The 12,291-nt window shown below is 57.0% G+C and carries 11 protein-coding genes and 3 pseudogenes; 3 read left to right on the top strand and 11 right to left on the bottom strand.

The window, feature by feature from the left end:
* Nucleotides 1-41 precede the first annotated feature (41 nt).
* Nucleotides 42-1,043: an amidohydrolase family protein gene (locus tag RMR16_RS24175; protein ID WP_320201828.1), complete on the top strand. Its 1,002-nt coding sequence runs from the start codon at nt 42-44 to the stop codon at nt 1,041-1,043.
* Between the two features lie 253 nt (nt 1,044-1,296).
* Here the strand turns inward: RMR16_RS24175 and RMR16_RS24170 are convergent.
* The 9 genes and pseudogenes from RMR16_RS24170 to iolG all read right to left on the bottom strand — a co-directional run.
* Nucleotides 1,297-1,461: pseudogene (locus RMR16_RS24170) on the bottom strand (DUF159 family protein); the annotation flags it as partial.
* Between the two features lie 41 nt (nt 1,462-1,502).
* Nucleotides 1,503-2,168, bottom strand: coding sequence for an SOS response-associated peptidase family protein (locus RMR16_RS24165; RefSeq protein ID WP_320201827.1), 666 nt, complete (start codon nt 2,166-2,168; stop codon nt 1,503-1,505).
* A 10-nt stretch (nt 2,169-2,178) separates the two neighbouring features.
* A pseudogene (locus RMR16_RS24160) lies at nt 2,179-2,860 on the bottom strand (hypothetical protein).
* A 187-nt stretch (nt 2,861-3,047) separates the two neighbouring features.
* The gene (locus RMR16_RS24155) at nt 3,048-3,845 is read right to left on the bottom strand and encodes a TIM barrel protein (protein WP_320201826.1); all 798 of its coding nucleotides are present in this window, start codon (nt 3,843-3,845) and stop codon (nt 3,048-3,050) included.
* Nucleotides 3,846-3,878: 33 nt separating this feature from the next.
* Entirely contained in the window at nt 3,879-4,997 is a 1,119-nt protein-coding gene (locus RMR16_RS24150; protein ID WP_320201825.1) for a Gfo/Idh/MocA family protein, read from the bottom strand.
* Between the two features lie 10 nt (nt 4,998-5,007).
* Entirely contained in the window at nt 5,008-5,787 is a 780-nt protein-coding gene (locus tag RMR16_RS24145; RefSeq protein WP_320201824.1) for an ATP-binding cassette domain-containing protein, read from the bottom strand.
* 2 nt (nt 5,788-5,789) lie between these two features.
* Nucleotides 5,790-6,896, bottom strand: a complete 1,107-nt coding sequence (locus RMR16_RS24140; protein ID WP_320201823.1) for an ABC transporter permease — start codon at nt 6,894-6,896, stop codon at nt 5,790-5,792.
* 61 nt (nt 6,897-6,957) lie between these two features.
* On the bottom strand, nt 6,958-7,881 hold the full coding sequence (locus tag RMR16_RS24135) for a sugar ABC transporter substrate-binding protein (RefSeq protein ID WP_320201822.1): 924 nt from the start codon (nt 7,879-7,881) through the stop codon (nt 6,958-6,960).
* A 130-nt stretch (nt 7,882-8,011) separates the two neighbouring features.
* A complete protein-coding gene (gene iolG / locus RMR16_RS24130) occupies nt 8,012-9,004 on the bottom strand; it encodes an inositol 2-dehydrogenase (protein ID WP_320201821.1) in 993 nt (330 codons plus the stop codon).
* Nucleotides 9,005-9,065: 61 nt separating this feature from the next.
* Between iolG and RMR16_RS24125 the strand changes: the two genes are divergently transcribed.
* Entirely contained in the window at nt 9,066-10,190 is a 1,125-nt protein-coding gene (locus tag RMR16_RS24125; protein ID WP_432355531.1) for a LacI family DNA-binding transcriptional regulator, read from the top strand.
* 245 nt (nt 10,191-10,435) lie between these two features.
* Here RMR16_RS24125 and RMR16_RS24120 read toward each other — a convergent pair.
* Nucleotides 10,436-10,645, bottom strand: a pseudogene (locus RMR16_RS24120) (aldo/keto reductase); the annotation flags it as partial.
* A gap of 406 nt (nt 10,646-11,051) precedes the next feature.
* Between RMR16_RS24120 and RMR16_RS24115 the strand changes: the two are divergent.
* On the top strand, nt 11,052-11,759 hold the full coding sequence (locus RMR16_RS24115) for an SOS response-associated peptidase family protein (RefSeq protein ID WP_320201818.1): 708 nt from the start codon (nt 11,052-11,054) through the stop codon (nt 11,757-11,759).
* A gap of 62 nt (nt 11,760-11,821) precedes the next feature.
* On the opposite strand, the gene RMR16_RS24110 is transcribed toward RMR16_RS24115, so the two are convergent.
* Nucleotides 11,822-12,139 (bottom strand): hypothetical protein, encoded by a 318-nt coding sequence (locus tag RMR16_RS24110; RefSeq protein ID WP_320201817.1) that lies wholly within the window; start codon nt 12,137-12,139, stop codon nt 11,822-11,824.
* Nucleotides 12,140-12,291 lie beyond the last annotated feature (152 nt).

Raw genomic sequence — 12,291 nt, 5'->3', positions numbered from 1 at the left:
TACTTAGACTTTTCCCGCCGCCGGATGGAGAAAACGAGATCATGCGTATCATTGCGTTAGAGGAGCATGTCACGCTCCCTGAAATGAGCCAAAGAATTCCAGTTTCGGTTGCCGTAGAAGCCGGCTGGGTGCCAACGAGCGGTCATTGGGGTCCGGGACCTCTCAACGAGGCGCTAAGCGATATACAGCAGGGGCGCATCGATGCGATGAACCAGGCTGAACTCACCCTGCAAGTGCTGTCGGTCATAGGTCCGGGCGCCGAATTGCTGGCTGGAGAAGAAGGCATCGGCTTTGCGCGTGATTATAATGATCGACTTGCTGTTGCAGTCGAAAGGCATCCCGATCGTTTCGCGGCATTCGCCCACTTGCCCATGAAAGAGCCTGCTGCGGCGGCAGACGAACTGGAGCGCTGTGTGAAAAGGCTCGGTTTTCGCGGGGCCTCCATCAATGGCACCACGGATGGACTGTTCCTGGACGACCCGCGGTTCGCTCCTATTCTGGCGCGTGCCGAGGCGCTCGGGTCTCCGCTTTATATTCATCCCGGGCCGCCGCCACGTGCGGTGCGGGATGCTTATTATAGCGGACTTCCGGGCGAGATTTCATCGTATCTGCTGTCCAACGCCGGCTTCGGCTGGCATTCTGAAACCGCGATTCACATTCTTCGCCTCGTTCTGTCCGGCACGCTAGATCGGAACCCGGGCCTGAAGCTCATCATCGGTCACTTGGGTGAGTTGCTCCCAATCCTGCTCAAACGCGTTGATGAGACCTTCGGGACGGGAACGGAAGCGGGACGGCAGCGCACCGTATCGCAAACTATTCTGGATCAAGTTTGGATCACGACCAGTGGCTTCTTCGACACGTCCGCATTTCTCGCCGCTCTGACTGCCTTCGGTGCGGATCGCATCCTGTTCTCGGTCGACTATCCCTACGCCACGAATAGCGCCGGCGTAGCGTTTCTCAAAAGCCTGCCTGTTTCCCCCGCGGACAGGGCGCGCATCGCCCACCGAAATGCCGACACGCTTCTTGGTCTATCAACAGCTTGATCAACTCCACCCGGTCCCAGAGCCATCGTCGTGACCGAAGTTCAGGGACGGCGACGGGCTGTCACCGACGCAAAATCTTCCATGCCCGAACACAGGTCTCGACGCCGACGAGCACTAACAACGCCTAATAAGTAGACTGGAGCGGGAACCGACGGGCGACTGAGGCTTCTGGTTTTGCAGCATCACAAGCTGGTGGCGTTCCGGGAGGCGCTGATGGAGCAGCCCGGCGCATCACAATTCCGGTCAACTCCACCCACACCATCGAGCGAAGCTCGCGAACGCCTTCATTCTCCGTTACCACCATCCCGGGCGTTCCGGGATAGACTTCCTCGGGAGCGTTCGATTGCATCGGGTTCGGCACACGAAAGTGCGCGGCCACTTCCGCAGCGGAAAGACGGACGGTGTACAAGTTGCACATATGGCAGACCTTTCAACACGAAACCCCAACGCCAACCCTTGCTACATAAGCATGTTGTCCCGACGGGGTGAAGCCTTGGAGGGTGCAACGCCGCTTTGCCAGCGGTCGCGGCTATGCAGGATTTCGAAGTCGTCGGAAGACGGCGGATCGCGAAACTGCAAGGCGATGACTTCTTCGATCGAACCGTGAAGCCAGCGCTCATATTCTTCCGACTTTAGCAAAACGGGCATTCGGTCGTTGAAGGGCCTGATCTTCTCGTTTGCGGTCATGGTCATGCCGGCGAACACCGGGCCGAAGTCTGGAGTGTTCTTGCAGAACCCCGCCCAGGCCATCAAAGACTGCCGGCTCTTCGAGAACCATGATCTGGTTTTCTCCCCTTTGACACCGTCGGGGTTTGCAAAATGCGTGAGCGGGATCAGGCAGCGGTATTTTGGATCAACGACGATCTGGTCCCAGACCGGATTGGTAAGATCCGCAACGAGGCCGATGCGGCTCGGTGGCTCGCCTTCACGCCTCATGTTGCGTGTCTGTCGCGGAAAACCCCATGGGACCGACTTCAACAGCCGCAATCCGTCCTTCTCAAGGACGATCAGTCCTGGGGTGCCTTCGATGGTTTCGCTCGGCACCTCAAGCGCCGGCGCGATGTCGACCGCGAAATGGGCGACAATCTCCTCCAGGCTTTTGGTGACTGCAAACAGACGCGACACACCGGCCTCCTCAGTGGAAGTTTCTGGATTTGATCTTCAAATTATCAATATGAAGGTCAGGAATATAGATATCGCGCGCCTGCACCGCAGGCTTTGGGATGCTCCCGTGGATCTGGCCCTCCGCCATGCTTGACCTGGTCGCCGCGGCCATGCGAAAGCGGGAAGTCCCCAAGACCGCCGTCCCTATCGCCAATGCTCGCCAAGTCTGACGAAAAGCCGAACAGGCGCTGGGCAACGAGGTGGACGACCTCGCCCTCTCGCTGGATACGGCAATTGATGGCCATCATGTTGGTTTGCATGCGGAGTCCGATGACCCCCGCTTGCCGGACCTCCTTGGAATAGCCAGGGTGCCAAGATCGACCAACCATTGATGCTCGCGTCTCCGGAAAGGCCTCGCGGACCCATGCGGTGAGAGTTCCTCGACCAGGGTAGCCAAGTGCCCTCATCGTCACAGAGATGCAACGATCATGGGTGCGGTAATGCTCAAGTGCCGCCTGCTTCTGACTCTCGGAATACTTCGGCGCTCGAGCTACCGGCAGAATACGCAGGTCGAGATGTTGTACGTATTCGCGGTACCAGCCCCTTAGCGCATTCTTTGTGGGATAACCCAACTGGCGAATGGTCCCGTTAAGTCGCTTGCCAAGCCTGATGTAAAGCTCAACGGCTCGAAGTCTGTCTGCGTAGGAATACATGAACTACCTCCTGGTGGTCCAAGTTTTCGTCCGCATCCCCTTATCTGCCTAACCGGCTCAGTTCTGCGTGGAAACCAACAGCCCGGTCACAGGATCCGTGAGACGTGATCTTGATGCCGCTGATATGGACGTCGAAAAGCCCTGAGATCGACTTTATGGCTTTCGCGGGCTCTCCGAGTTACATCCATCATCTGGGTGTTTCGTCGAGCGTAAATGCTTTGCGAAAAGCTTCAAGCGCTACAATTGGATCGCCTTTGGCAAAGGCTTCAAGTCCAACGGGTCCGCGGTAACCCAGATCAAATAATGCCTTGGCAATCCCGTTGTAATTAATTTCACCTGTCCCAGGTTCATATCGTCCCGGCACGTCGGCAACCTGTATTTCACCGATCCACGGCAAGCAGGCTTTGCATGTTTCGATGAGGTTCCCCTCGCCGATCTGTACATGATAGAGATCGAGATTGAGCCTCAGGCGCGGATGATTGACGCTCTGAACCAGCGTCAAGGTGTCTTCGGCTCGACCAAACGGTGTTCCCGGATGATCGACCGGCAGGTTGAGGTTTTCCAGAGTGAAGACAACGCCCTCCTCTTCTGCCATGTCGGCAATACGCGCGAGTGTATCACGTGCTTTGAGCCACATCCGTCCGGTCACGACCTCGGTCGGAACGACTGGAAGCCCTCCTTCGCCAAGCCCCGTGCCGTGAAGATTGAGACGTGCAACTCCTAACCTTTTGCCGACTTGCGCCGTTTCGCGCGCGGACCGCAGCAACTCTTCGGCCCCCTCATCGTCCGCCAGTCTGCCCGTAAGATAACCGTTCATAATCGAGAAGGTCGCCCCCGACCTTTCCAGCGCCAACAGATCATGCTCCGGCCAGTTCCATAGACCCACCTCGAAGCCAAGGTCCTTGAGTTGCGCGCAGCGCCATTCGATCGGTTTGTCACGCCAAAGCATTTCGGCGCAGGCCGCAAGGGTAAATGGTTGATCCATCGTTTTCTCCGGGTTTTAAAAAACAGTCCTGCCTTAGAAGCGGACTGGAACTCCATTCGAGGCGGCCATGGCATGGATAACCTTCTCGATCTCCACCCCTTGCGCAAAATCGGGTCCGACATTCGTCCCACCGGCGATGGCGACAAGCAGATCTCGTGCCTCAACCACTTTCTGTTCGTTGAAACCAAAGTTGTGGCCAGGCGCAGGGCAAAAGGCGGCAAAGTCGGGTTGATCTGGACCCGTCAGATGCCGCACAAAGCCGGAATCGCCGGTGCGGTGAACCCACAGTTCGTTCATGTTCTCCTGGTCGAAAACGATCGTGCCGCTCTCGCCGTGTATTTCCCATTGCAGCCGGCATTTGCGTCCTCGCGCCACCCGTGAGGTGGCGAATGATCCCTGCGCGCCGGAGGTGAAACGCAAGAGTGCGAGAGCGCTATCCTCGTTCTCGACCCGCTTCGGCCCGTCGGGAGACGGACGCATTGGAATTGCGACCTGGGTCTGGGCGATCACCTCAGTCACAGGCCCCATGAGCTCCAGCATATGGCTCACGAGGTGGCAGCCCAGGTCGCCAAGTGCGCCGAGGCCACCACCTTCGTGAGTCATCCGCCAAGACCACGGGAGGAGTGGGTCGGCGGAGTAATCCTCGTCATAGACCCCACGGAATGCAAGCGGTCGGCCTATCGCGCCGTCTCCGATCAGTTGTCGTGCGGCCTGAAAAGCAGGACTTCTCAAATAGTTGTAGCCGAGCATCGTCGCCTGATCGGGATATCTGGCGGCTGTCGCTGCCATCGCCTCGGCATCGTTGAGTGTCAATGCCATCGGCTTTTCGAGCCAGACGTGCTTGCCGGCCTCCAGAGCAGCTTCGGCCATCGGACGGTGCATGCCATTTGGAGCCGTAATCGAGACGACATCGACGTTGGGATCGGCCACCGCTTCCTGCCAGCGTGCCGTAGATCGGGAAAAGCCGAACTGGCGGGCAAAACTTTCAGCCCTTTCCGGCGTGGCATCGCCGAGAATTTCCAGACGATGATGTGCGCCACCGAAGACTGCAGCGACATTTCGCCAAGCCATGGCATGGCACTTGCCCATAAAGCCCGTGCCAATCAGCGCGATGCCAAGCGGTCGGTCGGGAAGGATGGATGGTATTACCATGATAGAATCCTCAGATCGTTCCGCCAAGCGAGCCTTCGAGCGTCGCCATTTCCTGACCTCCAGCCATCATGTCCTGCAGTTGCGACGCTGTGATTTCCCCACGCGTGGCGGTGCCAAGCGTTTGGCCACGGTTGAGAACGGTAAACCGATCGCCAACTGCCATGGCATGGCGGACATTATGCGAGATGAACACCACACCAATGCCTTGTTCGCGTACGCGCTTTATCGTGGCGAGCACGTTCGAGGTCTGTCGAACACCCAGCGCCGACGTTGGCTCGTCGAGAATAAGCACTTTTGCGCCGAAATAAACGGCCCGAGCGATTGCCACGGTTTGCCGCTCGCCGCCTGAAAGTGTGCCGACAGCCTGGTCTGGACCGCGTAGGTTGATGCCCATTTTGCGCATTTCGGCCATGGTGACCTCATTCGCGTGCTCGATATCAAATCGTTTGAACAATCCACGACCTTTGGTCGGCTCGCGGCCCATGAAGAAGTTGCGGGTTACCGACATCAACGGGATCATCGCAAGATCCTGAAACACAGTCGCGATGCCAGCTTCCATCGCATCGCGGGGGCTGTTGAAAGATAGTGGTTTGCCTTCAAAGGTAATCGAGCCTTCGGTGGGTTTATGAACGCCGGACATGGTCTTGATGAAGGTCGACTTACCAGCCCCGTTGTCTCCGAGCAGGCAATGGCATTCGCCCGCTCTGAGGTCGAAGGTCACTCCATTGAGCGCAATTACATTGCCGTAGTGTTTCTTGATGTTTTCCATATGGATGATCGGTGCGGACATTCTCAGTGCTCCCCGGTCACACGTCGGCGAATGACGTTGTTAAAGATGACGGCAAGCAGCAGCATTGCGCCGAGAAAGACCTGGAACCAGTCCTGATCAAAGCGGGTGTAGGTCAGGCCGATCGTGACCATCCCAAAGATAATCGCACCGAAGAACGCGCCGATCGCAGATCCATACCCTCCTGTGAGTAGGCAACCGCCAATAACGGCCGCGATAATCGCCTCGAACTCTTTCATGAAGCCCCGACGCGCATCGGTCGAACCGGCATCAATGACTGTGATAATCGCCACGAGCGCCGCAGCGACAGCCGTGAGCATGAAGAGGGAGATTCTGACACCGCGCACAGGGACACCTGAGTTCTGTGCAGCGACGGAATCGCCACCGGTTGCGAAAATCCAGTTGCCAACCGGGGTACGCAGAAGGATGTAGGTTGCGATCATCGCAAATGCGATGAACCATATGATCTCGACCGGGATGCCAGGCACCTTCGGGACGCCCGACTTGAAACTGTCAACGATACCCGCTTCAGCCAGCCATCTCATGACAAAGCCGAAGGCGTCCCCTGAGAACAGCGGAGCTAAGAAGTCACCCTCGACCGCTTCGCGAATTCCACGCAATTGCGTGGAACCGCCTGTAAAAATCTTAAGGCCTACCAAGGACGCACCCCGAAGAACAAACAGGCCAGCTAGCGTGACGATGAAGGACGGCAAACCTGTACGCAGGACGATCAGCCCGTTGGCAGCCCCGAGAGCCGCAGCAAGTCCCAGGGTCAGAGGGATAGCAATGATCAATGGCATGCCGACATTCACGACGAATACGCCAAACATCATACCGGCAAACGCCACCATCGAGCCGATCGACAAGTCGAATTCGCCGCCTATCATCAGCAAGGCAGCGGCAATTCCGAGGATTCCGAGCTGGGCCGCCGGCGTCATAAAATTCATAATGCCTGACAGGGTGAACATTGTGCTGTCGGCGGTGATCATGAAAAAAGCCGTGACGAGAATTACACCGCCGATTGCGCCTAATTCCGGTCGTTTCATGAGTTTCGTGGCAACGGACTCCGACTTGATCCGCTCGTCCGCATGTCCGACTGAGTCTATCGACATTCGTTTGTCTCCTGATCGATGTCCGGACCGCGAAAGACTATGCGGCCCGGTAACAATGTGATTAGCGAATGCCCTTGGCGGAGAGGTCGATGACCTGGGCAGCAGTGTCCTTGGTGACAAGGTTCGGGCCAGATGGTACGTCGCCACCCGGCATCAGGCCGTATTGTGCATTCAAAGCAAGGAATGCGACTGGCAGATAACCCTGCAAGTACTGCTGCTGATCGATCGCAAATGCGGCCTTGCCATCCGCAACATCCTTGAGGAAGCCAGCGGATAGGTCGAAGGTCGCGATCAGCACGTCGTCGCGGCCAAGCGCCTGCGCGGCCTTGACAGTCGGCTCTCCGACCAGAGATGCGTTGAGGCCCAGTACAACATTGACCTCCTTGTCGGAATCGAGTGCCGCCCGGACCTTGGACTCGACTTCAGTCGGGTCATTGTTTGTTGGAAGTACACTAACCTCCTTGCCGAAGCCCTCCTTGAAACCGGCACAACGCAGGTCAAGCGAGACGTTTCCGACTTCCTGATTGACGCAGATGGCTTTTTTGCCACCGAGTTCAGCAAGTTTTTGACCCGCAACTTTGCCGGCATCGAACTCGGATTGGCCGACATGCAGTTTTGCGCCAAGCTTGTGCGCAACATCTGAGCCGGAGTTCATGGAGATAACGGGGATGCCTGCGTCGACGGCTCGTTTGATTGACGGTCCGAGTGCGTCGGCATCCGGGATCGATACGACAATTCCGTCGGGATCCTGATTGACCGCAGCGTCTATCAACTGAGCCATCGCGACCATGTCAAAGGTTTCTGGCGAACGGAAATCGACGTTGACGCCGGTATCCTTGCCGGCCTTTTCGGCACCGTTCTTGACGACCGACCAGAACGGATCATTCGCCTGTCCGTGTGCGACGACAATAATATCTGTTGCAAATACCGGAGTGGCGGCGGCGACAAGTGCCGCTGTTGCCACGGCTGCGAGCAATTTCTTCATAACATCCTCCCAATTAAGTTTCAAAGCGTCACTCCCACGACGCTTAGTCCATTCCGGTCGCACGGGGCCGGCACCGAAAGCCCGCGACAACGCAAAACGCGTCACGGCAATTTCTTGAGCGATGGGCGCGCTACAGAGCCAGCGCCACGGCCTCACCTGATTTCGCGGACTGCGTTGCCGCTTCGGCCATAGCAAGTGCTGCAACGCCATCTTTGAGTGTCACCGGGATGGTAGCGCCGTCCAGAACAGCGTTGACGAAGGCATCCCACTCTGCCGCGTAGGATCGCATGTAGCGCTCCAGGAAGAAGAATTCCGGTTTTGCGCTGGTGACACCCTGCTGCGTCGCTTTTGAGACCGTGTTCTCGAGCACGTTTCCGGCCGACAGAAGCCCCTCGGAACCTAGGAGTTCTACGCGCTGGTCATAACCGTACACAGCACGTCGGCTGTTTTTGATCACGGCGATGCGACCGTCAGCATAGGTGAGCGTCACCACCGCGGTATCGACGTCACCAGCTTTTCCGATTTCGTGATCAACTATGGATGTGCCAACCGCATGGACCGTCGTCGGCGTGTCCCCCATCAGGAAGTTCGCCATATCGAAATCGTGGATCATCATATCGCGAAACAGGCCGCCCGACACTTTGATGTAAGTCAGCGGCGGCGGCGCGGGGTCGAACGAGGTGATCGACAGCAGTTCCGGTTTACCCACCTCTCCAGCGGTAACGGACGCCTTGATCGCCGAGAAATTGGGGTCGAAACGGCGATTGAAGCCGATCATTACTGGAACACCGGTGTTCGACACAGCGTCAAGGCAGGCCTGAGCACGTTGAAGCGAAAGGTCGACGGGCTTTTCGCACAGCACGGCTTTGCCGGCAGCGGCGGCTTTTTCGATCAGATCGGAATGGGTATCGGTTGAAGTCGCTATCAGCACCGCGTCGATCGAGGCATCGTTCAGGATGGCGTCAGACGTGGTGGGCCTGGCACCATAAAGATCCGCCAGCGATTGCGCGGCCCCCGCATTTACGTCTGAAACAGCGACAAGCTGGCTGCGGGCATGTCCCGCAATATTAATGGCATGCACCCGACCTATACGGCCGGCACCGAGCAATCCGACTCTCAACACGTTAATTCTCCCATGAGGCCAACTCCCCTGACCGGAGAGGAACATTGCAGGTTTTGCTCCCGTGAGCAACAAAGATTTGCTCGCGAGAGCAAATTTTGTTTTAGCGGAATTCAGAAACGCCTGTAAAGAAGAGAGGAACCGGTGCAACGAGGTCTTAGAGCTTGAAATGACTGACGATAAAACGGCTATGTTTGCCCATGTGACCGCCGATGATGTGGCCGAGGAAGCGGGTGTTTCGCGTTGGACCGTCAACAGAGCATTCCGCAAAGACGCGTCCATCTCTGCGAAGAGTTTGGAAAAGGTGCGCGCTGCCGCCGACCGGCTTGGCTATGTTCCCGATCTGCGAGCTGCGAGCCTGGCGTCAGATCGCTCAAATCTTGTTGCTCTCCTGATCGACGATTTTGCAAACCCCCACAAGCTGGTGATGATGGAGCGGCTGACCAGAATTCTTCGGCGTGAAGGATGGGATATCCTGCTGGTCAACACACTAAACCGGGAAGACGCTGGGCAGGCGCTTTTGAATGCCAGCCAGCGACGCGTGGATGCCGTTATTCTGATCGGATTGCAGTTTGATGACGAAATGCTGGAGACTGCCCTCCACGCCCGCCGGTTCCGCAAGCTCATCATCTTTGCCCGTACGTCGCGCAATCCCAACACGATCTCGATCGCCGTCGATGATGTGGAGGCAATGAAAAAAATTGCAAATTACGTTAGTGATCAAGGCTACCGCCGACCGATGTTTCTCGCCGGACCGCGTTCTTCGTCGGCGCATCTGCTTCGCCACGAGACGTTCATGGAATATTGGCGTGAGCACTTTGGGCACGAACCCGAAACTGTTGAAGTCGCGGCCTACGATCCGGCCCTCGCCTCCCACGTCGTTGAAACTGCTTTGTCCGGTCGCGATGCGGCGATGATACCAGACATTCTGGTCTGCGAGAATGATGCGCTGGCGATCGGTGCCGCTGACGTTATCCGTTACAAGCTGGGTTTGCGCATTCCAGAAGACATAGCAATTACGGGTTTCGACGACGTGCCCCAGGCAGATAATCCAAACTATAACCTCACGACTTACCGGCAACCGCTAACTGAAATGGTTGAATATCTCGCAGAGGTTCTCGCGAACCCGCACCAGACCGATCGGGACCGTTTGTTTGCAGGCGCGTTGATCAGGCGTACCAGCGCCTGAGACCGGCGACTGAATTGACCGATGAAAAATCCTTCCAGTCGCCTGCGTACACTCGGTCCCAGGCGGTCAGTGCGCGTTGAAACAACTTTAGGCCAGACTCACCAAGCTTGACATGATCTTCGAGGTTTCGAAACCTCTGCTAGGATGTCCGTTCCGCACAGTGATCGCCCTCTCTCAGAAGGTAGGTAGCAGCAGTGATGTTTTCCTAACCCACCGAGATAGCGTCAGAGCAAGAGTCAAGCCCGCTACGCCGGCACGGGTGCGTCAGGCAGGATCAGCTTACGCTCGCGCAACTCCTCCCAGAACGCGGCGGGGATGCTGACTTTCATGGACTGGATGTTGGCTTCCACCTGGCCCGGCGCACGAGAACCGGGCACAATCGCCGACACGATCGCTGGGGCAGCCGCGAACTGAAGGGCGGCCGTCCGAATGTCGATGCCATGACGCTTCGCCACGTCGGCAGTGCAGCCCTGAATTTCAGTGGTATGCAACAAGGCTCATGTTCTTCACGTTGTGGCGATAGTGCGTGAAGATCTCTTTCCGGATCCGGCCCGAAGCGGCAACCCGACAGCACGTGTCGCGACGTGCGTTGATCAGTCGAGCCTTCTCGAAAACACCATGCATGGATCGAGCGCGCTCTGCGTGATCCGTATCGGCTCTTTGGCTGCGCCGGAAGAACCGTCCGATGTGTTGGGCCGACCCCAGGGTATCGGCTGTCCTGGATCGATTGTCAGCATGCGGAGGAGCAGCGTCGCCTGCTGACGGCGGACGTCGAGGTTGCCAAGCACGACTGAGCGTCAGCACAGTTTTACCCGATTCTCACGGAGATACTCCGTGAAGAATTCCAAATGATCAGGTTTGATGATGTGCAGCGAATACGAACAACGCATCTGCTACGCCGAATACAGCAATGTGATGCTAGATCTGGCGCTTGGGATCCCGACACAACAGTCGGAACTGGATTTGGCACCCCATGCCTTAATTAAGATTGGCGATATGGCTCCCGTAATACGCTCTGTGGGCGACAATACTGTCGAGCTAGCACAGATGAAGTTCGGCTTTCCGCCGGCCAGAAAGCGCGGTCCGGTATTTAACGTTCGATCGCAAGGAAAAAGTTTTAGCGATGGTCACCGGTGTCTCGTTCCGGCTAGCGCATTCTTGGAGTCTACCGGAAGTAAGCATTCAAAGGCCAAATATCGGTTTGAGCTCGTTGACGCGCCGTTTTTGGCCATAGCCGCGATCTGGCGGCGCGGGCTGAAAAATCAGCCTTCCGCGTTCGCGATGTTGACGACATACCCTGGGTTTGACGTGAAGTCTTTCCATAATCGACAAGTCGTCGTCCTGCGACCGAGTGATTGGAAGGCATGGCTTGATCTTGAAAGGTCCCCGGCTGAGTTATTGCAACCGCTGCCGCGGGGCTCGCTTAAAGTTGAGGAAACCATGCCGTCCGAGTTTGGGGCGGGACCGAGCGGGCTGCTAACGGGTCAAGCGATAGCCGATGCCCCGGATCGTCTGCTAGCGTCGCAACTTGCGACGTCCAGTTTGGAAGCTTGCCGTGTAACCGGCTGAGTGTCAGCTCGGAAATGGAGGCACTTCAAACCGGGAATTCCGCGTTCGTACAAACCGTTCCATCAGGGAGGGCATATTGCCATCCAGTGGACCGTGCATGCCCACTGATTGTAAGTAACTACTCCTTGGACGATGGCACTCATGGCCACCAATGCGGCCGCCGTTATCCCGACCAACGCGTACATCTTTTGCCCGAAAGTTAAGACTACATGTTTGACGTTGACTTGCTTTCCTTGCCAATAAAACCCGCCGTGCTTGTCAATCCCCAGACAATCCAGTTCATCCATCCCGATTTTTCGGACGCCCTTAGGCCAATCGTTGACGTCCGGCCGTTGCCGGGGCACTTCTTCCATTCCGTGTCGTTTGTCCTCGTCCGCCATGAAGCTTCCTCCACCTCAGAAATCGCGACAGAAGACTAGACGAACCAAATTGCGGTCGGCGGCCTCATACATCACTGCGGGGCAAGATGTGCAGAGTGTGCCCCAAAGTTGATGCCCGCGTTTGACGAGTCCCTCGGAATGCGAGGGATGGC

It is taken from the genome of Agrobacterium sp. rho-13.3, assembly GCF_033957765.2.
Taxonomy (GTDB): domain Bacteria; phylum Pseudomonadota; class Alphaproteobacteria; order Rhizobiales; family Rhizobiaceae; genus Agrobacterium.
Note: the sequence above shows the minus strand (reverse complement) of the source record. Positions and strands in the feature narration are given on the sequence as shown.

Bases quoted from the DNA above. Each gene is read 5' to 3' on its own strand.
- RMR16_RS24140 (WP_320201823.1), bottom strand. From the start codon at position 6,896: ATGTCGATAGACTCAGTCGGACATGCGGACGAGCGGATCAAGTCGGAG.
- RMR16_RS24175 (WP_320201828.1), top strand. From the start codon at position 42: ATGCGTATCATTGCGTTAGAGGAGCATGTCACGCTCCCTGAAATGAGC.
- RMR16_RS24135 (WP_320201822.1), bottom strand. From the start codon at position 7,881: ATGAAGAAATTGCTCGCAGCCGTGGCAACAGCGGCACTTGTCGCCGCC.
- RMR16_RS24145 (WP_320201824.1), bottom strand. From the start codon at position 5,787: ATGTCCGCACCGATCATCCATATGGAAAACATCAAGAAACACTACGGC.
- RMR16_RS24110 (WP_320201817.1), bottom strand. From the start codon at position 12,139: ATGGCGGACGAGGACAAACGACACGGAATGGAAGAAGTGCCCCGGCAA.
- RMR16_RS24115 (WP_320201818.1), top strand. From the start codon at position 11,052: ATGATGTGCAGCGAATACGAACAACGCATCTGCTACGCCGAATACAGC.
- RMR16_RS24150 (WP_320201825.1), bottom strand. From the start codon at position 4,997: ATGGTAATACCATCCATCCTTCCCGACCGACCGCTTGGCATCGCGCTG.
- RMR16_RS24155 (WP_320201826.1), bottom strand. From the start codon at position 3,845: ATGGATCAACCATTTACCCTTGCGGCCTGCGCCGAAATGCTTTGGCGT.